Source organism: Microbulbifer sp. TB1203 (assembly GCF_030997045.1).
Classification (GTDB): Bacteria; Pseudomonadota; Gammaproteobacteria; order Pseudomonadales; family Cellvibrionaceae; genus Microbulbifer.
The window spans coordinates 3,025,466-3,044,698 of sequence record NZ_CP116899.1; the positions used below are offsets into that span (position 1 = coordinate 3,025,466).

At 63.9% G+C, this 19,233-nt stretch carries 18 protein-coding genes; 9 read left to right on the forward strand and 9 right to left on the reverse strand.

The genetic code is table 11. The features are described from left to right. The first annotated feature begins 7 nt into the window (after nucleotides 1–7). The 8 genes from accC to coq7 all read left to right on the forward strand — a co-directional run bounded on the left by accC (nucleotide 8) and on the right by coq7 (nucleotide 9,371). Nucleotides 8–1,348: an acetyl-CoA carboxylase biotin carboxylase subunit gene (gene accC / locus PP263_RS12745; protein ID WP_308363876.1), complete on the forward strand. Its 1,341-nt coding sequence runs from the start codon at nucleotides 8–10 to the stop codon at nucleotides 1,346–1,348. A 246-nt stretch (nucleotides 1,349–1,594) separates the two neighbouring features. Then, nucleotides 1,595–2,476: a 50S ribosomal protein L11 methyltransferase gene (gene prmA / locus PP263_RS12750; RefSeq protein WP_308363877.1), complete on the forward strand. Its 882-nt coding sequence runs from the start codon at nucleotides 1,595–1,597 to the stop codon at nucleotides 2,474–2,476. An 87-nt stretch (nucleotides 2,477–2,563) separates the two neighbouring features. After that, on the forward strand, nucleotides 2,564–3,700 hold the full coding sequence (locus tag PP263_RS12755; protein WP_308363879.1) for a DUF3426 domain-containing protein: 1,137 nt from the start codon (nucleotides 2,564–2,566) through the stop codon (nucleotides 3,698–3,700). Nucleotides 3,701–3,929: 229 nt separating this feature from the next. Further along, nucleotides 3,930–4,928, forward strand: coding sequence for a tRNA dihydrouridine synthase DusB (dusB, locus tag PP263_RS12760; RefSeq protein ID WP_308363880.1), 999 nt, complete (start codon nucleotides 3,930–3,932; stop codon nucleotides 4,926–4,928). After that, nucleotides 4,925–5,233: a DNA-binding transcriptional regulator Fis gene (gene fis, locus PP263_RS12765; RefSeq protein WP_183461245.1), complete on the forward strand. Its 309-nt coding sequence runs from the start codon at nucleotides 4,925–4,927 to the stop codon at nucleotides 5,231–5,233. The genes dusB and fis overlap by 4 nt, the downstream gene beginning before the upstream one ends. A gap of 150 nt (nucleotides 5,234–5,383) precedes the next feature. Continuing rightward, a complete protein-coding gene (gene purH / locus PP263_RS12770; protein ID WP_308363881.1) occupies nucleotides 5,384–6,988 on the forward strand; it encodes a bifunctional phosphoribosylaminoimidazolecarboxamide formyltransferase/IMP cyclohydrolase in 1,605 nt (534 codons plus the stop codon). Nucleotides 6,989–7,258: 270 nt separating this feature from the next. Continuing rightward, complete coding sequence (gene purD / locus PP263_RS12775) at nucleotides 7,259–8,560, forward strand: phosphoribosylamine--glycine ligase (protein ID WP_308363882.1); 1,302 nt, start codon at nucleotides 7,259–7,261, stop codon at nucleotides 8,558–8,560. 166 nt (nucleotides 8,561–8,726) lie between these two features. Next, nucleotides 8,727–9,371: a 2-polyprenyl-3-methyl-6-methoxy-1,4-benzoquinone monooxygenase gene (gene coq7 / locus PP263_RS12780; protein ID WP_308363883.1), complete on the forward strand. Its 645-nt coding sequence runs from the start codon at nucleotides 8,727–8,729 to the stop codon at nucleotides 9,369–9,371. Between the two features lie 39 nt (nucleotides 9,372–9,410). On the opposite strand, the gene PP263_RS12785 is transcribed toward coq7, so the two are convergent. Next, nucleotides 9,411–9,821, reverse strand: a complete 411-nt coding sequence (locus PP263_RS12785) for an OsmC family protein (RefSeq protein WP_308363885.1) — start codon at nucleotides 9,819–9,821, stop codon at nucleotides 9,411–9,413. Nucleotides 9,822–10,112: 291 nt separating this feature from the next. On the opposite strand from PP263_RS12785, the gene crp reads away from it, so the two are divergent. Continuing rightward, nucleotides 10,113–10,748 carry a cAMP-activated global transcriptional regulator CRP gene (gene crp / locus PP263_RS12790; protein WP_183461255.1) on the forward strand — a complete coding sequence of 212 codons (636 nt, stop codon included), beginning with the start codon at nucleotides 10,113–10,115 and terminating at the stop codon, nucleotides 10,746–10,748. 289 nt (nucleotides 10,749–11,037) lie between these two features. Here crp and trpC read toward each other — a convergent pair whose 3' ends face one another. From trpC to PP263_RS12830, 8 genes are all read right to left on the reverse strand, one after another. Next, nucleotides 11,038–11,832, reverse strand: coding sequence for an indole-3-glycerol phosphate synthase TrpC (trpC, locus tag PP263_RS12795; RefSeq protein ID WP_308363888.1), 795 nt, complete (start codon nucleotides 11,830–11,832; stop codon nucleotides 11,038–11,040). Between the two features lie 37 nt (nucleotides 11,833–11,869). After that, complete coding sequence (gene trpD, locus PP263_RS12800; RefSeq protein WP_308363889.1) at nucleotides 11,870–12,919, reverse strand: anthranilate phosphoribosyltransferase; 1,050 nt, start codon at nucleotides 12,917–12,919, stop codon at nucleotides 11,870–11,872. Between the two features lie 193 nt (nucleotides 12,920–13,112). Then, a complete protein-coding gene (locus PP263_RS12805; protein ID WP_308363890.1) occupies nucleotides 13,113–13,691 on the reverse strand; it encodes an aminodeoxychorismate/anthranilate synthase component II in 579 nt (192 codons plus the stop codon). Next, nucleotides 13,688–14,536, reverse strand: coding sequence for an ion transporter (locus PP263_RS12810; protein ID WP_308363891.1), 849 nt, complete (start codon nucleotides 14,534–14,536; stop codon nucleotides 13,688–13,690). The genes PP263_RS12805 and PP263_RS12810 overlap by 4 nt, the downstream gene beginning before the upstream one ends. Beyond that, nucleotides 14,523–16,034 (reverse strand): anthranilate synthase component I, encoded by a 1,512-nt coding sequence (trpE, locus tag PP263_RS12815; protein WP_308363893.1) that lies wholly within the window; start codon nucleotides 16,032–16,034, stop codon nucleotides 14,523–14,525. The genes PP263_RS12810 and trpE overlap by 14 nt, the downstream gene beginning before the upstream one ends. A gap of 662 nt (nucleotides 16,035–16,696) precedes the next feature. Continuing rightward, complete coding sequence (gene rpe / locus PP263_RS12820) at nucleotides 16,697–17,362, reverse strand: ribulose-phosphate 3-epimerase (protein ID WP_308363895.1); 666 nt, start codon at nucleotides 17,360–17,362, stop codon at nucleotides 16,697–16,699. Nucleotides 17,363–17,382: 20 nt separating this feature from the next. After that, nucleotides 17,383–18,102: an N-acetylmuramate alpha-1-phosphate uridylyltransferase MurU gene (gene murU, locus PP263_RS12825; protein WP_308363896.1), complete on the reverse strand. Its 720-nt coding sequence runs from the start codon at nucleotides 18,100–18,102 to the stop codon at nucleotides 17,383–17,385. Continuing rightward, nucleotides 18,099–19,196 carry a phosphotransferase gene (locus tag PP263_RS12830; protein WP_308363897.1) on the reverse strand — a complete coding sequence of 366 codons (1,098 nt, stop codon included), beginning with the start codon at nucleotides 19,194–19,196 and terminating at the stop codon, nucleotides 18,099–18,101. The genes murU and PP263_RS12830 overlap by 4 nt, the downstream gene beginning before the upstream one ends. Between the last annotated feature and the right edge of the window lie 37 nt (nucleotides 19,197–19,233).

Here is a 19,233-nt window from a genome sequence, read left to right on the forward strand (position 1 = left end):
AAACAGCATGTTTGACAAAGTACTGATCGCCAACCGGGGCGAAATCGCGCTGCGCATACTGCGCGCCTGCAAGGAGATGGGTATCTCCACCGTGGCGGTGCACTCCCAGGTGGACCGCGACCTGAAGCATGTGCGCCTGGCGGACGAGGCGGTGTGCATCGGCCCCAACCCCTCGCCGCAGAGCTACTTGAACATCCCCGCGATTGTCTCCGCGATGGAGATCACCGACGCGGTGGCAGTGCACCCAGGCTACGGCTTCCTGGCGGAGAACGCCGACTTCGCCGAGCAGGTGCAGAAAAGCGGCTTCACCTTTATCGGCCCGGACCCGGACGTGATCCGCCTGATGGGCGACAAGGTCTCCGCCATCGCCGCGATGAAAAAAGCTGGCGTGCCCACGGTACCCGGTTCCGACGGCCCGCTCCCCGCCAACGGCCAGCGCTGCCTGGAGATAGCGCACAAAATCGGCTACCCGGTGATTATCAAGGCCGCCGCCGGCGGCGGCGGGCGCGGCATGCGCGTGGTGCACACCGAAGCGGCGCTGCTCAACGCCATCTCGGTGACCCGGTCCGAGGCCCAGGCGGCCTTCGGCGACGGCACCGTATACATGGAGAAGTTTCTGCAGAACCCGCGCCATGTGGAAATCCAGGTGATGTCCGACGGCCAGGGCAACGCCGTGCACCTGGGCGATCGCGACTGCTCGCTGCAGCGGCGCCACCAGAAAGTGCTGGAAGAGGCCCCCGCGCCGGGCATTCCCGACGAAGTGCGCGCGCAGGTGCAGCAGTCCTGCGTACAGGCCTGTATCGATATCGGCTACCGCGGTGCCGGCACCTTCGAGTTCCTCTACGAGGATGAGCGCTTCTTCTTTATCGAGATGAACACCCGCATCCAGGTGGAGCACCCGGTCACCGAGATGGTCACCGGCGTGGACCTGATCAAGGAGCAGATCCGCGTATGCGCCGGCGAGAAGCTGTCGCTGCGGCAAGAGGATATCCAGATCCGCGGCCACGCCTTCGAGTGCAGGATCAACGCCGAAGACCCCAAGACCTTCTTCCCCTGCCCCGGCAAGGTGAGCAACTTCCACGCCCCCGGCGGCCTGGGCGTACGGGTGGACTCGCACCTCTACTCCGGCTACACGGTGCCCGCCAACTACGATTCGATGATCGCCAAGGTCATCACTCACGGCGAAGACCGCGAGACGGCGCTGGCGCGCATGCGCGTGGCCCTCTCGGAACTGATCGTCGACGGCATCAAGACCAATATCCCGCTGCAGGAAGACCTGGTGCGCGACAGTGCCTTTGCGGAGGGCGGAGTGAATATTCATTACCTCGAGAAGAAGCTGGGGCTTTGACTCGGGACTCGGGACTCGGGACTCGGGACTCGGGACTCGGGACTCGGGACTCGGGACTCGAAAAGAATACCCAAACTTCATAGGAAGGCCCTGATGCCGGGGGCCGTTTGTGAAACGATTGCCGATGAGGCTGTTGAGCAAACGGCCACCGGTAGCAGGGCCGCCCGCGTAGCCTTTGCGGGCCACCCGAAAACCCCGGACCTCAATCGCGGCCATGGGCCGCTCCTACACACAGACCACCCAACTATGCCCTGGCTACAACTCCGCGTAGACACCAGCCGCGAACAGGCGGAAAAAATTGAAGATGCGCTGCTGTTTGCCGGCGCCGCCTCCGTCACCCTGCAGGACAACGCCGACCAGCCGATACTTGAGCCCGGTCTGGGGGAGACCCCCCTGTGGGATAACACCCGCGTCACCGGCCTGTTCGACGCCGCCGTGGACACCAGAGTCACCGAGGCCAGGGCCGCCTCCTTCCTCTGCGAACCACTGCCCAATGCCCGCTGGGAGCAGTTGGAAGACAAGGACTGGGAGCGGGAGTGGATGAGCCACTACAAGCCCATCCAATGCGCCGGCAACCTGTGGATCTGCCCCAGCTGGTGCGAACCGCCGCAGCCGGAGGCGGTCAACCTGCTGCTGGACCCGGGGCTGGCCTTCGGCACCGGCACCCACCCCACCACCTTCCTGTGCCTGCAGTGGCTGGCCGCCGAGCCGCTGGCGGGGAGGGCTGCAATCGATTTCGGCTGCGGTTCCGGCATCCTCGGCATCGCCGCGCTGCTGCTGGGAGCGGAGCGCGCCATGGGCACCGACATCGATCCCCAGGCGCTGCTCGCCAGCCGCGACAACGCCGAGCGCAACGGCATAGATCCGGAGCGCTTTCCGGTCTACCTGCCGGACCAGCTGCCGCGGGAGCCGGCGGATATCCTGCTGGCCAACATTCTCGCCGGTCCTCTTGTGGAGCTGGCGCCACAACTGGTGGAACTGACCAGGACCGGCGGTCGCCTGTGCCTGTCCGGTGTGCTCGCCACCCAGGCGGAAGCGGTGAAAGCCGCCTATCGCCAGTGGGTGGACTTCGACGAAGACGGGCGACGGGAGCAATGGGTGCGCCTCAGCGGCACCCGTGTTCGCTAGCACCCACTCACCCCTGGAAGCCCGCCCTTGCCCAAGGTATCGATGGCCGCCTAAACTTGGCGGCCGAACAAAAACTGCCGAAGCCGAATGTCGCAACTGGTTACCCGCTGCCCCCACTGCAGCACCTCTTTCCATGTCAACGAACAGCAGCTGCGCGCCGCCCGCGGTGCCGTGCGCTGCGGTTCCTGCCTGCAGGTTTTCCGCGCCGACGAGAATATCGTCTTCACCGAGAGTGACCCAGGCACGCGCCGGGACCTGGAGGCACTGCTGGAAGACGACGACTTCCTGATTCACGACGATATCGACCTGGACGACGAGGGGGAACCGCCCACCGTACCCGCGACCGAGCCGGAGCCCGAAGTAAAACCGGAAGAAAAGCGGGACAAACCCCTGATCGACGAAGCCTTCGGCGACAGCCAGTGGCAGGAACTGGAATCCGGCGCGGAGCCCGACGCCGATGAAGATGAAGACGATCACAGCGACCCCCTGACGGCGGGCCTTAGCGACGACCCCTGGGCCGACGAATCCCCCGAGCCACCGCAGAGGCGCGAGCCCGTATTCTCCGCCCGCTGGGATGAGGGTCTCCCCACAGACGAGCCTCCCCGGCGCCCGCAGCGGACCGGGCAGCGGGCGAAAACCGCCCGCAGCAGCGAACCCCCGGATTTCTCCGTGACTCCCGAGCGCGAGCGGCTGATCTCCGGCATCGAACCGGCGCCCCTGGAAGTCAGCTGGCGCCCGGCTAGCGATCACCGCCTACCCAGCTGGGCCTGGACGCTGCTGGCCCTGTTGTTGTGTGCTGCCCTCGCCGCCCAACTGGCCTATTTCCGTTTCGACAGCCTGAGCAGGCAGGAGCCCTGGCGCGGCCTCTACGCCGCAGCCTGCCCTCTCCTCGGCTGCCAGTTGCCGGCGCTGGTGGACCCGCGGGCGATCCGCACCTCCAACCTGGTGGTGCGCAGCCACCCCCAAACCCAGGGCGCATTGATGGTGGACGCCGTGTTGCTCAACACGGCGCCCTTCGCGCAGCCCTTCCCCGGCCTGCTGCTCACCTTCACCGACATCAAGAACAGGCCGGTGGCCAGCCGCCGCTTCACCCCCAGGGAATACCTACAGGGAGAACTGGCCGGGCGCAAAAAGATGCCGCAGGGAAGCCCGGTGCATATCGCCATCGAGATCGTCGATCCGGGCCGCGAGGCGGTGAACTACGAGTTGCACATCTCCCCCTGAGTCTCTTCGCGGTCCAAAGAACGGCGTTTAAAACAGCAAAAACTGCGCAAACCTCAAGCTAAACGTGTAGTTTGCGACCAATTTGCACGCTTTTTCGCTTTTCCAACACCGGGGCAGCGGCTATTATAGGCGGCTCTTTGTTCCGGGGCCGAAAGCCCCGTTTATTTGGAGCGGAAGGTCCTATATTGGGCTGAGGGCTCCCTCTCTGACCCCCCGAGTGGAGCAAGGTTTGCCCAGCGATATCGCCATAGGCCCCTACGTTATCGGCGCGCCGGTAATCCTGGCGCCCATGGCCGGGGTAACCGACCGCCCCTTCCGACAGCTGTGCCGGCGCCTGGGGGCCGGATTGGTGGTATCGGAGATGGTCACGGCGGATACGCGCCTGTGGAACAGCCGCAAATCCCGCTTGCGCCTGGACCACCGGGGCGAAGCGGCGCCGGTGTCGGTGCAGATCGCCGGCGGCGACCCGCAGATGATGGCTGAGGCAGCGCGGGAGAACGTGCGCCGCGGCGCCCAGATCATCGACATCAATATGGGCTGTCCGGCCAAGAAGGTGTGCAAAAAAGCGGCGGGATCGGCCCTGCTGCGGGACGAAAAGCTGGTGGCGGATATTCTGGAAGCCGTGGTCCAGTCCGTCTCAGTACCAGTGACCCTGAAGATCCGCACCGGCTGGTGCACCGATTCGCGCAACGGCGTCGCTGTGGCCAGAATGGCCGAGGATATCGGCATCTCGGCCCTGGCGGTACACGGGCGCACCCGCGCCTGCGGCTACCACGGCCAGGCCGAATTCGATACCATTGCCGAGATTGTATCCAGGGTTGGAATTCCGGTTTTCGCCAACGGCGACATCACCGGTGCGGAGCGGGCCCGTGAGGTGCTCGACTACACCGGTGCCGCTGCAGTCATGATTGGCCGTGCAGCACAGGGACGGCCATGGATACTTCGGGAGATAGCCCACTACCTCGCCACCGGCGAGCGGCTGCCCGAGCCCTCACTGGAAGAAGTCAGGGATATTTTGCTCGCCCACCTGGGCGAATTGCACCGTTTCTACGGTGAAGTGATGGGGGTCCGTATCGCCCGCAAGCATGTGGGCTGGTACCTGAAGACACTCGCGGGGAGCGAGTCCTTCCGCAAGACCTTTTTCCAACTGGAAAGCGCAGAAGCACAACATGCCAGCGTTCAAACCTGGTTTGAACGCCGAATAACGAGAGGGGCACAAGCGGCATGAATAACGAAGCACTTATTCCGGATACCGGCAGCGATGAGGTATCCAGCGGGGGGCAGACACAGCTGGCGGAGCCGCAGCAACAGTCTCTGCGCGACGCTGTGGAGCAGGCGATGGAGAACTATTTCCGCCACCTGGACGGGCAGATGGTCACCGACGTCTACGACATGGTGCTGTCCGAGATAGAGGCGCCGATGCTGGAAGTGGTGATGAAGTACACCCGCCACAACCAGACCCGCGCCGCCCAACTGCTGGGCCTGAACCGCGGCACCCTGCGCAAGAAACTGAAGCGCTACGGGTTGCTCTAGTTCGGGAAACAGAAAGCTGAGAACAGACGATAGAGGCCGCGCGGAGCGCGGCCTTTCATTTTAGGGGCGCATCCGCCACAGGCCCCGAACCTAAACTTAGCCAAATACCACCCAACTTCAAACAAACCTCCAAATCCGAACGGAACTCCAATGAGCGATCAAAAATCCATTCGCCGCGCGCTGGTCAGCGTGTCGGACAAGACCGGAATCGTCGACTTTGCCCGCCAACTGGCCGATATGGGCGTGGAAATCCTCTCCACCGGCGGCACCTTCCGCCAACTGCAGGAAGCCGGTATCCCGGTCACCGAGGTCTCCGATTACACCGGTTTTCCCGAGATGATGGACGGCCGGGTCAAAACCCTGCACCCCAAAGTCCACGGCGGCATCCTCGGCCGTCGCGGCACCGACGATGCGGTCATGGACGAGCACGGCATCCGGCCTATCGATATGGTGGTGGTCAACCTCTATCCCTTCGCACAGACAGTCGCGAAGCCCGACTGCACCCTCGCGGACGCCATCGAGAATATCGATATCGGCGGCCCCACCATGGTGCGCGCGGCGGCCAAGAACCACAAAGACGTGGCGATCGTGGTCAATGCCGGCGACTACGACAGCGTCATCTCCGAGATGCGCTCCAACAAGGGTGCCCTGAGCCAGGCCAGCCGTTTCGACCTGGCGGTGAAAGCCTTCGAGCACACCGCCGGTTACGACGGCGCTATTGCCAATTACCTGGGCACCATCACGGGAGCGACCGAAGACAGCGGCAGGCAGACCTTCCCCCGCACCTTCAACAGCCAGTTCACCAAAAAACTGGACCTGCGCTACGGCGAAAATCCGCACCAGCGCTCCGCCTTCTATGCGGAGGCCAATCCGGTCGAGGCCGGCATCGCCACCGCCGAACAGCTGCAGGGCAAGGAGCTCTCCTACAACAATATCGCCGACACCGACGCTGCTCTGGAGTGCGTAAAATCGTTCAATGAGCCGGCCTGCGTGATCGTCAAGCACGCCAACCCCTGCGGCGTGGCCATCGCCGCCAACATCGGCGAAGCCTACGAACTGGCCTACGCCACTGACAGTGAATCGGCGTTTGGCGGCATTATCGCCTTCAACCGCGAACTGGACGGCGCCACCGCGAAAGCCATCGTCGAGCGCCAGTTCGTCGAAGTTATCATTGCACCTTCAGTCAGCGAAGAGGCCAGGGCCGCGGTGGCGGAGAAGAAGAATGTGCGTCTGCTGGCGTGCGGCCAGTGGGGGAGCGCCTGCGGCCAGCTTGGAGAGCAGCGGGTACCCGCGCTGGACTACAAGCGGGTCAACGGCGGACTGCTGGTGCAGGACCGCGACGATGGTTTCGTCGCCGAGTCCGACCTCAGGATAGTCAGCAAACGCCGCCCCAGCGAAGAGGAGATCCGCGACCTGCTGTTCACCTGGAAGGTGGCCAAGTTCGTCAAGTCCAACGCCATCGTCTACGGTAAGGGCGGCCGCACCATCGGCGTGGGCGCCGGCCAGATGAGCCGGGTCAACTCCGCGCGCATCGCCGCGATCAAAGCGGAGCACGCGGGCCTGGAGGTGAAAGGCTCAGTGATGGCCTCCGACGCCTTCTTCCCCTTCCGCGACGGTATCGACAACGCCGCCACCGCGGGCATCCGCGCGGTGATCCAACCCGGCGGCTCCATGCGCGACGAGGAGGTGGTCGCCGCCGCGGACGAGCACGATATGGCGATGGTGTTTACCGGTATGCGCCATTTCCGGCACTAGAGCCCTGGGACAAATCGGCAGGATTGCCGATTTGGACAGCTTTAGCTGGCCGCAGGCCGAGCGCCAGGGATGGCGCGAGTCACCGCGGAGCTCCAGCTCCGCACACGGGCCGCAGGCCCGCTATTCGGGACTCAAAACTCGAAAGTGATCGGAGCCCGGAGAGGGGAGCCGGCCCCGTTCGCGGGCATGGCCCGCTCCTACAGAACACCGTCATCCCCGGGCCCGTCTGTTAAACTCCCCCAACTGCAAAGCCACGCACAGGGAACGAACATGAACATACTAATTATCGGCGCCGGCGGCCGCGAGCACGCGCTGGCTTGGAAAGCCGCGCAAAACCCCGCCGTCGACACCGTCTTCGTGGCACCCGGCAATGCCGGCACTGCGCGCGAGCCCAAGCTGCAGAACGTCGCCATCGGCGTGGACAACTTTTCCGCACTGGCGGAGTTCGCCGAGGACAAGGGCGTGGAGCTGACCATCGTCGGCCCCGAGGCACCTTTGGTGGGCGGCATCGTCGACTTTTTTAACAGCCGCAATCTGGCCATCTTCGGCCCGGGCAAGGACGCCGCGCAACTGGAAGGCTCCAAGGCCTTCACCAAGGACTTTCTCGAACGCCACCAGATTCCCACCGCCGCCTATCGCAACTTTACCGAGATAGAGCCGGCTATCGAGTATATCCGCGAGCAGGGCGCCCCAATCGTGGTCAAGGCGGACGGCCTGGCCGCGGGCAAGGGGGTGATCGTTGCCGAAACCGAGAAGCAGGCGGAACTGGCAGTGCGCGAGATGCTCTCCGGCAACGCCTTCGGCGAGGCCGGCTGCCGGGTGGTGATCGAGGAATTCCTCACCGGCGAGGAAGCCAGTTTTATCGTGATGGTGGACGGCGAGCACATACTGCCCATGGCCACCAGCCAGGACCACAAGCGGGTGGGTGACCGCGACACCGGACCCAACACCGGCGGCATGGGCGCCTACTCCCCGGCGCCGGTGGTGACCGACGCCGTGCACCGGCGCATCATGAAAGAGGTTATCGAACCCACGGTGCGGGGCCTCGCCGAAGAGGGCATGCCCTACACGGGTTTCCTCTACGCCGGGCTGATGATCGACATGGATGGCACCCCCAAGGTGATCGAGTACAACTGCCGCTTCGGTGACCCGGAGACCCAGCCGATCATGATGCGCCTCAAATCCGACCTGGTGGAACTCTGCCACGCGGCGCTGGACAGACGCCTGGATGAGGTCACTGCCGACTGGGACTCACGGCCGGCCCTGGGTGTGGTACTGGCGGCCGGCGGCTATCCCGGCAGCTACCGCAAGGGCGACGCCATCAGCGGCCTGGAGCGGGCCGACGGCGAAAACGCCAAAGTCTTCCACGCCGGCACCGCCCTGGACGGCGAGCGGGTGGTCACCAGCGGCGGCCGTGTGCTCTGCGCCACCGCCCTGGGGGATACCGTGGCCGAGGCCCAGGCCAACGCCTACGCCGCCGCCCGCGCCATTTACTGGGACGGGGTCTTCTACCGCAAGGATATCGGCTATCGTGCAATAGCGCGGGAAGAGGCCGTGGCCAGCGAGCAGTAGATCCCCCCTTGTAGGAGCGGCGACCGCCAAGGATGGCGGGGTGCCGCCCAGCGGAATGCCGCCCAGCGGAATGCCGCCCAGCGGAAATGCAGATTTTGCAGGAGCAAAAATCTGCCCATGGCCGCCCCGCCGCTCCTACATGAAACCAAACAGCGGGAGAGCAGAGATGAGTGAACGCAAACTGACCGGCCTCGATCGCCTGCTGCTACAGGCGGACCGCGCCCTGCGCACCCTGAGCCCCGGCGCCCCGGCCCACGGGCGCCCGTCGCCGGCCAGAGTCGAGGAAGAGGCAGAGCTGACGGAGACGGAGCGCAAGCATGCCGCCGGACTGATGCGGGTGAATCACAGCGGCGAAGTCTGCGCCCAGGCGCTGTATCAGGGCCAGGCGCTGACAGCCAAGCTGCCGGAAGTGCGCGGCGAGATGGAGCGGGCCGCGGACGAGGAGATAGACCACCTGGCCTGGTGCGAACAGCGGCTTCGCGAGCTGGACAGCCGACCCAGCCTGCTGAATCCCCTCTGGTACGGCCTGTCCTTCGGGCTCGGTGCCGCCGCCGGCAAGGTGAGCGACAGGGTAAGCCTGGGCTTTGTCGCCGCCACCGAGGAACGGGTGTGCGACCACCTGCAGAGTCACCTGAATCGCCTGCCGGAGGGGGACCGGAAGAGCCGCGCGGTGGTAGAGCAGATGCTGATCGATGAGGAAAAACACGGACACACGGCCCTGGCCGCCGGCGGTGCCCGCTTCCCGGCACCGGTCAAAGGGCTGATGTCGCTGGTGTCGAAGGTGATGACTTCGGCCAGCTACAGGGTTTGAAATGCGGAATGATGGATGCGGAGTAAAGCCGCCCATTCATCATTCCACATTCTCGACCCGGTAACTGTGCACTATCTCCACGCCAGCATTCCTGAGCATAATCGACGCCGAGCAGTACTTCTCCGCCGACAGCTCCACCGCCCGCGCCACCTGGGTTTCCCTCAGGTTCCTGCCGCGCACCACGAACTCCATTTCGATACGGGTAAAGGGCGACGGGGTGGCGTCGGGGCGATCGCCCACCAGTTCGCAATGACAGGACTGAATATCCTGGCGGGCTTTCTTCAGAATGGAGACCACGTCGTAAGAGGCGCAACCGCCCACACCCAGCAGTATCATCTCCATGGGGCGTATGCCGTTGTTCTTGTGCCCGCCCTCCATCACCACCGAATTGCCGCTGCCGGCCTCGCCGACAAAAGTCACATCGTCCACCCAGGTTACTGTGGCCTGCATCGCTGTACTCCTTCAAATTTCGCGGCCGCAGAGCTTAGGGCCTGTCAACACCAGTTTCAATGGCCAGCCAATGAATATAGCGTTGACAGGCCCTTGCACGTCACACTCCCGGTGTCGACGATTTCCGGTATAGTGGGAGAGGCGCCGGTTGCCAGCATCCGGCACAGCCGCTATAAGGGCAGTTGGCAAAGGGAAGGTGCCGTAGATCACACTGCGGGAGTTTCCCGGCCGGGCCCCCTGTCAGGAGCAGGTTTTTAGCGCCATAATCCGAAAAAAATAAGGAGTAGATCCGTGACGGTTGCTACCGAAGAGAACATCGCTATCGGCAATATCGAAGATTTCCTTGCCCACTGCCACCGGCGACGCTACCCAGCCAAGAGCACAATCATCTACGCGGGCGACCGCTGCGAATCGCTTTACTTTATTATGCGCGGCTCGGTGACCGTGCTGATCGAGGACGACGAGGGCCGCGAGATGATCGTGGCCTACCTGAACGACGGTGACTTTTTTGGCGAGATGGGTCTGTTCGATCAGGACACCCGCAGCGCCTGGGTACGTACCAAGACCGAGTGCGAGGTGGCGGAAATCTCCTACAGCAAGTTCCAGGAGCTCAGCCGCCAGCACCCGGAATTCCTTTTCGCGCTGGCCACCCAGATGGCCGTGCGCCTGCGCAACACCACCCGCAAGGTGGGCGATCTGGCGTTCCTGGACGTGACCGGACGCGTGGCGCGCACCCTGCTCGACCTGTGCAACGAGCCGGACGCAATGACCCACCCGGAAGGCATGCAGATCAAGATCACCCGTCAGGAGATCGGCCGCATCGTGGGCTGTTCGCGGGAGATGGTCGGGCGGGTACTGAAAACCCTGGAAGAGCAGGGGCTGGTGTCGGTGAAGGGCAAGACAATGGTGGTTTACGGGACGCGCTGATTCCCTGTTCCCAAGAACGCAATAAAAAGGGCGAACCATGTGCACCGTTCGCCCTTTTTAGTTTCCGGGCTGTAGCGGGCTCCGGGACGGCCCTGCTGCCGGGATTCGCTTGCTCAACAGCCTCATCGGCAATCGTTTCACAAGCGAATCCCGGCATCAGGGCCTTCACATCGGACTTCAGTGAATCTCCCGGATTGCTCTTCGCTCCATCCGGGCTACGCCCGGCAATACCCGATATCAGGAGCAGCCCGGATGCAGGTACGCAGTGCCGGAATCCGGGAATTCCACCTCAGTTGAACATCTCCATCAACTTCCGCCCCGGCTCCGCCTCGCGCATAAACGCCTCCCCCACCAGAAACACATTCACATCGTGCCCGCGCATGGCCGCCACGTCGTCGGTGGTGTGGATGCCGCTCTCGGTCACCACGATACGATCTTCCGGAATCAGGTCCAGCAGTTTGAATGTGGTTTCCAACTGCACATCGAAGGTGTGCAGGTTGCGGTTGTTGATGCCGATCAGGCGATTGGGCAGCACCAGAGCGCGCTCCAGCTCCGCGCGGTTGTGCACCTCCACCAGCACGTCCAGCCCCAGCTCCAGGGCCAGTTCGTTGAGATCGCGCATCTGCCCGTCTTCCAGGCAGGCGGCGATCAGCAGTATGCAGTCGGCGCCGATGGCGCGGGCTTCGTGCACCTGGTAGGGGTCCACGGTAAAGTCCTTGCGCAGCACCGGCAGGCGTACCGCCCCCCTGGCCTGCTGCAGGTAGGCGTCCGAGCCCTGGAAGAAATCCACATCGGTGAGCACCGACAGGCAGGCGGCTCCACCCTTCTCGTAGCTGGTGGCGATCTCCGCGGGAATAAAATCCGCGCGGATCACCCCCTTACTGGGAGAGGCCTTTTTTATCTCCGCGATCACCGCCGCCTCGCCCGCCTTCAGTTTGTTCTCGATCGCGGTGACAAAACCCCGGGCCGGGGGCTGATCAAGCGCCCGAACCTGTATCTCCTCAAGCGGGCACTGCTGTTTGCGTTGCGCCACCTCCGCCCATTTGCGCTCGACAATGGTCTTTAAAATCGTGGGCGTACTCAAGGCTGTATCTCCTTCGCGCTCATGGCTGTATTTGCGCTCATGGCTGTATTTCCTCCGGCCGGAAGGCGCCGGTAAAGGCCGCCAGGTCCGCAATCTTCTCTCCCGCCAGGCCGCTGTGGATAGCGTCCTGCGCCATGGCAACGCCCTGTTCCGGGCTATCCGCCACACCGCTCACATAGATCGCCAGGCCGGCGTTGAGGGCGATAATATCCGCAGCTTTCTGCGCTACCTCGCTCTCGCGCTTGCCCAGCGCCTCTCCGATCAGCGCCAGGGACTCCCCGGCACCGGAAACGCAGAGGCCCTCCAGGCTGCGGCGCACCATACCGAAATCTTCCGGGCGAATCACCCGCTCGTGCAGTTCGCCGTCTTTCAGCTCCACCCCATAGGTATCCGCCGCCAGGCTGGCTTCGTCCAAGCCGTCCTCGCTGTGGAGCACCAGCACGTGCTCGGACCCCAGGGTCTGCAGCACCTCCGCGAGCATCCGGCAATAGGACTTGTCGTAGACGCCGATCACCTGGCGCTTGACGCCCGCCGGGTTGGTCAGCGGGCCGAGCAGGTTGAAGATGGTGCGCATACCCAGCGCCTTGCGCGCCGGACCCACATGGCGCACGGCACTGTGGTAGCTGGGGGCAAACATAAAGCCGACGCCGATGGTGTCAACACAGCGGGCCACCTGCTCCGGGGTCAGCTCGAGAAAAATGCCCGCGCGCTCGAGCAGGTCTGCCGCGCCGCTGCTGGAGGACACAGAGCGGTTGCCGTGCTTGGCCACCCGCGCGCCGGCGGCGGCGGCGACAAAGCTGGCGGCACTGGAGACATTGAACAGGTTGGCGCCGTCGCCGCCGGTGCCGACGATATCGACGGTATTGGTCAGGTCCAGTTCCACCTTCTTCGCCAGCGCGCGCATCACCTCCACGGCGCCGGCGATCTCGTCGACGGTTTCGCCGCGGATACGCAGCGCCACCAGCAGCGCGCCTATCTGCGCGTCCTCCGCCTCGCCGCGCATGATCTGGCCCATGGCCTCGCGCATTTCCGCGCGGCTGAGGTGTTCGCCGTCCACCAGTTTGGCGATGGCCTGTTGAATATTCATTATCTTTCTCCCCAAGACTCCGATAAGACTAGAAGCGAAATGCGAAGGCGCTGATGCCGGGGGCTTTTTGCGAGACTGTTGGCGGGAGGGACCCCGCCGACAAGCCTACAGGGACGTATTTAGGGGGGGCGCCTAGCCCGTGTCTCGCAAAAAGCCCCCGGCAGCAGGGCCGCCTCGGCGCAACCCATGGCTCCTACGACTCCAGAAAGTTTCTCAGCATATCGTGACCGTGCTGGGTGAGGATCGATTCCGGATGGAACTGCACCCCCTCCACCGCCAGCTCCCGGTGGCGCAGGCCCATGATCTCATCGATTTCGCCGTCTTCGGTTTCCGTCCAGGCGGTGATCTCCAGGCACTCCGGCAGGCTGCCCTTTTCCACCACCAGCGAGTGGTAGCGGGTGGCCTCGAACGGATTGGACAGCCCGTGAAACACCCCCAGGTTGTTGTGCACGATTTGCGAGGTCTTGCCGTGCATCACCTGGCCCGCGCGCACCACCCGACCGCCGAATACCTGGCCGATGCTCTGGTGGCCGAGACAGATACCCAGGATCGGGACCTGCCCGGCAAAGCGGCGAACGGTGGCCATGGAAATACCCGCCTCGTTGGGCGTGCATGGACCGGGAGAGATCACGATTTTCTCCGGAGCCATGTCATCGATATCCGCCACAGAAATTTCGTCGTTGCGTACAACCACCACCTCTGCGCCCAATTCGGCCAGGTACTGCACTACGTTCCAGGTGAAGGAGTCGTAGTTGTCGATCATCAGAATCATTGTCCGGCTCCTCTCTCGGATTTTTCCATACGCCTTTGCAGGCGCGCCAACGCCTCTTGCGTCGCGCGCAGTTCGCGCAGGATTTCGGTCTGGCTGGGGGGCAGCTGCAGTTCGTCCAGGCGTCGCAGCTTGGCCTCCTCCAGGTTGTTGAGCACCACGCCGATAAACAGGTTGATCATCACAAAAGCGCCCATCACCACAAAGCTGACGAAGTAGACCCAGGCCCAGGGCATGCTCTCCATGGCGGTGTACATGATATCGGTCCAGTCCTCGAAAGTGACGATGCGGAACAGGCTCAGCAGGGCGATGGGCAGGCTGCGCCAGTGGGTGGGATCGATCTCATGGAACAAAAAATACCCGGCCACTGCGTAGATATAGAAAATAATGCTCATCAACAGCGCAATGTGGAACATACTCGGCAGGCTTTTCAGCAGGGTATCCACCAGCAGGCGCAGTTCCGGGAAGGCGGACACCAGGCGCAACACGCGCAGCACCCGAACCAGGCGCGCCAGTGTGGCCAGCGGCCCCGCGGCGGGGATCAGGCTGAGAGCGACGACGGTGAAATCGAAGCAGTTCCAGCCGCTGGCGAAGTAGCGCCAGGGGCGGCTGCCGTGGGCGGCCATCTTTATCGCCGCCTCGGCGATAAAAGCGGCGAGAATCAGCCGGTTGACGCCGTGCAGCAAGCCGCCGAAACGCTCGGTCACCCATGGAAAAGTCTCCAGGCCCACGGCCACGCCGTTGAGCAGGATCAGGCCGATTATGAATTGACTGAACAAGGGCGCCGCCACCAGGCGTCCGCACTGTTCCGCCACAGACGGGCTCTGCGCAATCCTAACTTCGTTCATTGCTGGCAATCTTCTCTGCGTCACTGCTACTGGACAACGCTATTGCCGCGGCGCGAAACAGCGCGCGGGCCTTGTTCATGGTCTCTTCCCACTCGGCCTGGGGGTCCGAGTCCGCCACCAGGCCGGCGCCGGCCTGGATAAACAACTGACCATCCTTGATGACTGCAGTTCTGATCGCGATGGCGGTATCCATATTGCCGTTCCACGCTAGGTAGCCCACGGCGCCGCCGTAGATACCGCGTTTTTCCGGCTCCAGTTCGTCGATGATCTCCATGGCGCGGATCTTCGGCGCCCCCGAGAGAGTGCCCGCGGGCAGCGCCGCGCGCAGGGCGTCGATGGCGGTGAGTCCGGATTTCAACCTGCCGGTCACATTGGAGGTGATGTGCATGACGTGGGAATAGCGCTCCACCACCATCTTTTCGGTGACCCGCACGCTGCCGGTCTCCGCCACCCGGCCCACATCGTTGCGGCCCAGGTCGATCAGCATCAGGTGTTCCGCCAGTTCCTTGGGGTCTGCCAGCAGCTCCCGCTCCAGCGCCGCATCCTCCTCTTCGCTGACGCCGCGGCGGCGGGTGCCGGCCAGCGGCCGCACCGTCATATCCCCCGCCTCCAAGTGCACCAGGATCTCGGGGCTGGAGCCCACCACCTGGTGGTCGCCCAGGTCGAGGAAGTACATGTAGGGGGAGGGATTGAGGCTGCGCAGGGCGCGGTAAAGGTTGAGAGGCGGGGCGTCGAAGGGCACCGACAAGCGCTGGGACGGCACCACCTGCATCACGTCGCCGGCGAGTATGTATTCCTTCACCCGCTCCACGCCCCGCTTGAAGGCGGCTTCGCCGAAATGGGACTTGAAGGCGGACTCGTCGATGGCGTTGCCGTCCAGGTCCAGGGGCACGGTATTCGGCAGCGGCTGTGCCAGTCTGCCCACCAGTTCGTCCAGGCGCCGCTGGGCGCGGCCATAGGAGTCCTCTTTCGTCGGGTCCCCGTGTACGATAAAGATCACCGCGCCGGCCAGGTTGTCGAACACCACCAGTTCATCGCTGACCATCAGCAGGATATCCGGGTTGCCCAGGGTGTCCGGCGGCGCACTGTGGGCCAGGCGGGATTCGATATAGCGCACGCAGTCGTAACCGAAATAGCCCACCAGGCCGCCGTTGAATCGCGGCAGGCCCGGGAGTTCCGGTACCCGGTAGCGGCGTTGGAACTCCTCGACGAAAGCCAGCGGATCGTCGGATTCGCACTGCTCCACCACGTCGCCGTCACGCTCTACGGTAACTGCATTCCCACGGACGCGGAGAAGGGTGCGCGCGGGCAGCCCGATAATGGAGTAGCGGCCCCACTTCTCGCCCCCCTGCACCGATTCCAGCAGGTAGCTGTAGCGGCCGCTGGCCAGTTTCAGGTAGGTGGAGAGCGGCGTTTCGATATCCGCCAGCACGCGGCGCACCAGCGGTATGCGGTTGTATCCCGCGGACGCAAGTTGGGCGTATTCACTTGGGGTCATGGTGACTCCGGCTAGGTTTTGAAACTGAGAGTTTCAGGGAGTTCGGTTGGTGGGCGACAATACCCCGGTACAGGGGACTTGCCCACGGAGTGGCCGGACGGTATCGGGTACCGGCTCTGGCCTCATCAGCGGATCAGTGGCGCCATCGCCAGCTGGTGTTGTGGGGGGCCCAGTTGTTGCAGGCGTTGTGAGTCACGGGTATTCCCTCGTTGCAGGCGGCCAAGTTTACAAATCCATTGGCAAGGGGGCAACTCCCCTTGAAAAAACAAATTTGCACAGCCGAAGGCTGCCCGCGAAGCGGGTGGGGCGCAGGAATGGGCCTCGCGGCCGCTGCCATCGCCCGCACCCTGAAAAGGAACAAAGTAATCGTTGCCGCCGAAGGGCCGACCGCCCCCCCGCTCTATCCGGCTGGCTACAAGGAATCGGCTCGAGCATCCTCATGCTCCTGGGTCAGCCTGAAGGAAACAAAGCCGGAAACAGATACATCGGCGAATGCATCCACCGCAGCACTGTTCGCGAGAGCGCCGCCGGATAAGCGGCATTTGCATGGAATTGAGAGCGGAGCGGAATCAGGTCGCGGTCCCGCAGGCGCCGATCAACGAGCGACATCTGCCTGAAGGACCGCGAGTGGGAGAGGGAGTCACTTGGAGGAAGGATTCAAGTTATTTAGCCAGTTCCCGGCGCATTACAGAGATGACTTCCGCGTAGTCTTTTTTACTGAAGATGGCCGAACCGGCGACAAAGGTGTCGGCACCGGCAGCGGCGATTTCAGCGATATTGCCGCAGGTGACGCCTCCGTCGATTTCCAGGCGGATATCCAGGCCGGAGTCGTCGATCAGGGTGCGGGCTTCGCGCAGCTTGTCCAGGGTAGCGGGAATGAACTTCTGGCCGCCGAAACCCGGGTTGACCGACATCAGCAGGATCATGTCCAGCTTGTCCATCACGTATTTGGCCGCCTCCAGGCCAGTGGCCGGATTGAAAACCAGGCCCGCCTTGCAGCCGAGGCTGCGGATCAGCTGCAGGGACCTGTCCACGTGGCGCGAGGCCTCGGGGTGGAAAGTGATGGAGGTGGCGCCGGCGTCGGCGAACATACGGATCATTTCGTCCACCGGTTCCACCATCAGGTGCACGTCGATAGGGGCCTCGACGCCGTGCTTGCGCAGCGCGCTGCACACCATGGGCCCTATGGTGAGGTTGGGCACATAGTGGTTGTCCATTACGTCGAAATGCACCCAGTCGGCGCCGGCGGCCAGCACCGCGTCCACTTCCTCACCCAGGCGGGCGAAGTCGGCGGAGAGAATGGAGGGGGCGATCTTGTAGTCCGGCATATGGCTTCCTGTTTCGATGATTATTCACTGTGTCCGGTTGGGCGCTCGTCCAGCCGCTGCAGGCGTTCGTCCAGTCGCCGCAGGCGCTCGGGAGTACCCACGTCGCACCAGTCACCCTCGTAGAGCTCCGCCTGCAGCCCGTCTTCGTTGTGGGTGAACACTTCCCCCAGGCCGAAGCGGGTGCGCACTCGGGGGTATTCGCTCAGGGTCTGCGGGCGCAGCCAGCTGATGCCGGAGAAGGTATAGCGGGGTTTGGCGGTGCCGGAGAGCAGCCCATTCTCGATGCCGAAGTCACCCTCCGGATTGTGCGGCGGGTTGGGTACCATCAGCAGGCGCCCCGGACAGCCCTCGGGCAATGGCCGCGCGAGCCAATGGGAGAAGTCGAAATCACACCAGACATCGCCGTTGACCACCAGGAAGGGGGTGTCATCCAGCAGCGGCAGCGCCTTGAGAATGCCGCCGGCGGTTTCCAGGGGCTCTGTCTCCACGGAGTAGCGGATATCCAGGCCCCAGCGGGCGCCCTCCCCCAGTTGGTCGCGGATCTTCTCCCCCAGGTGGCTCAGGTTGATGACCACCCGGCGTACGCCGGCATTCGCCAGCCGCTCCAGGGTGTATTCGATCAGCGGCCGGCCCGCAACCGGCAACAGTGGCTTGGGGACCTGCTCGGTCAGTGGGCGCATGCGCTTGCCGAAACCGGCAGCCAGCACCATGGCGGCAGGTATTTTGTTTGTATTGCTCATTCTGGCACTCTCTGCTCCGCCATCTCACCGGCTCGCGTGCGCCGTTCGCCGGCGTTGCGGTAGTCCCGGTACCAGTCCTGGCGTTCGGCCAGCGGCAGCAGTTCGCTGCGAAACCAGTCGGCGAAGGGTTTCAATTCCGGATAGCGCCCGGCCACCTCCAAGGTGTAACGGATCACCAGCGGCAGGTCCGGCAGGTAACCCCGTTTGCCGTCGCGCAGGTAGAGGCGCGGAAACAGGCCCAACACCTTGATATGTCGCTGCAGGCCCATCCAGTCGAACCAGCGCAGGAAAGTCTGCGGCGGCACCGACTCCAGTATGCCCGCGGATTCTGCGGTGTCGGCATAGCAAAGCGCCCAGTGTTCCACCCGCTCCCGAGGCCAGCGCACATAGCAATCGCGCAGCAGAGAGGCCAGGTCGTAGGTGACCGGGCCCCAGACCGCGTCCTGGAAATCCACCACCCCGGGGCGCTCGCCGTCGCGCACCATCAGGTTGCGGCTGTGGTAGTCCCGATGCACCAGCACCTGGGGCTGCTCAGTGGCAGAATCCAACAGCAGGCTGAAAGTGTCTTCGAGAAGCCGGTTCTCCTCTTCACTGAGGGAGTGGCCCAGCAGTCTGCCGGCCAACCACTCCGGCAGGATGCGCATTTCCGCCAGCAGCAACTCCCGGTTGTAGGGCGGGAAAAGGTCGTCCTCCGGCGGGATCTGCTGCAGGCACAGCAGCTCACTCAATACCTCCGCGTAGAGCCCCTCTACGGAATCCTCGTTCAGCAGGCCCAAAAGCTGCCGGTCGCCCAGATCCTCCAGCAGCATATAGCCACGCTCCACATCCGCCGCTACCACCATTGGGGTGTGGATGCCGTGGCGGCGCAGGTAATCGGCCACGGCGACAAAGCGCCCGGGATTGGTGCGTTCCGGCGGTGAATCCACCGCGATCAGGCTGGGCGCGTCGAGGGTGCGGAAATAGCGGCGAAAGCCCGCGTCCCCGGCCAGGGTCTGCAGCGCCACGGATTCGCCCGACCGCAGCGCGCGGCCGGCCCACAGGCACAACTCCTCGCGCCGCCTGTCTGTCCCGTCTGTCAGTGGACGCTCACTCATGCGCCGATACTACTCCAGTGATTACCGGCCGCATTGT

What these genes read in the sequence shown, in the direction of transcription:
- trpE (WP_308363893.1), bottom strand. Translation starts at nt 16,034, where the DNA reads ATGACCCCAAGTGAATACGCCCAACTTGCGTCCGCGGGATACAACCGC.
- murU (WP_308363896.1), bottom strand. Translation starts at nt 18,102, where the DNA reads ATGAGCAATACAAACAAAATACCTGCCGCCATGGTGCTGGCTGCCGGT.
- purD (WP_308363882.1), top strand. Translation starts at nt 7,259, where the DNA reads ATGAACATACTAATTATCGGCGCCGGCGGCCGCGAGCACGCGCTGGCT.
- PP263_RS12830 (WP_308363897.1), bottom strand. Translation starts at nt 19,196, where the DNA reads ATGAGTGAGCGTCCACTGACAGACGGGACAGACAGGCGGCGCGAGGAG.
- rpe (WP_308363895.1), bottom strand. Translation starts at nt 17,362, where the DNA reads ATGCCGGACTACAAGATCGCCCCCTCCATTCTCTCCGCCGACTTCGCC.
- PP263_RS12805 (WP_308363890.1), bottom strand. Translation starts at nt 13,691, where the DNA reads ATGATTCTGATGATCGACAACTACGACTCCTTCACCTGGAACGTAGTG.
- prmA (WP_308363877.1), top strand. Translation starts at nt 1,595, where the DNA reads ATGCCCTGGCTACAACTCCGCGTAGACACCAGCCGCGAACAGGCGGAA.
- PP263_RS12810 (WP_308363891.1), bottom strand. Translation starts at nt 14,536, where the DNA reads ATGAACGAAGTTAGGATTGCGCAGAGCCCGTCTGTGGCGGAACAGTGC.
- coq7 (WP_308363883.1), top strand. Translation starts at nt 8,727, where the DNA reads ATGAGTGAACGCAAACTGACCGGCCTCGATCGCCTGCTGCTACAGGCG.
- PP263_RS12755 (WP_308363879.1), top strand. Translation starts at nt 2,564, where the DNA reads ATGTCGCAACTGGTTACCCGCTGCCCCCACTGCAGCACCTCTTTCCAT.
- purH (WP_308363881.1), top strand. Translation starts at nt 5,384, where the DNA reads ATGAGCGATCAAAAATCCATTCGCCGCGCGCTGGTCAGCGTGTCGGAC.
- fis (WP_183461245.1), top strand. Translation starts at nt 4,925, where the DNA reads ATGAATAACGAAGCACTTATTCCGGATACCGGCAGCGATGAGGTATCC.
- PP263_RS12785 (WP_308363885.1), bottom strand. Translation starts at nt 9,821, where the DNA reads ATGCAGGCCACAGTAACCTGGGTGGACGATGTGACTTTTGTCGGCGAG.
- accC (WP_308363876.1), top strand. Translation starts at nt 8, where the DNA reads ATGTTTGACAAAGTACTGATCGCCAACCGGGGCGAAATCGCGCTGCGC.
- trpD (WP_308363889.1), bottom strand. Translation starts at nt 12,919, where the DNA reads ATGAATATTCAACAGGCCATCGCCAAACTGGTGGACGGCGAACACCTC.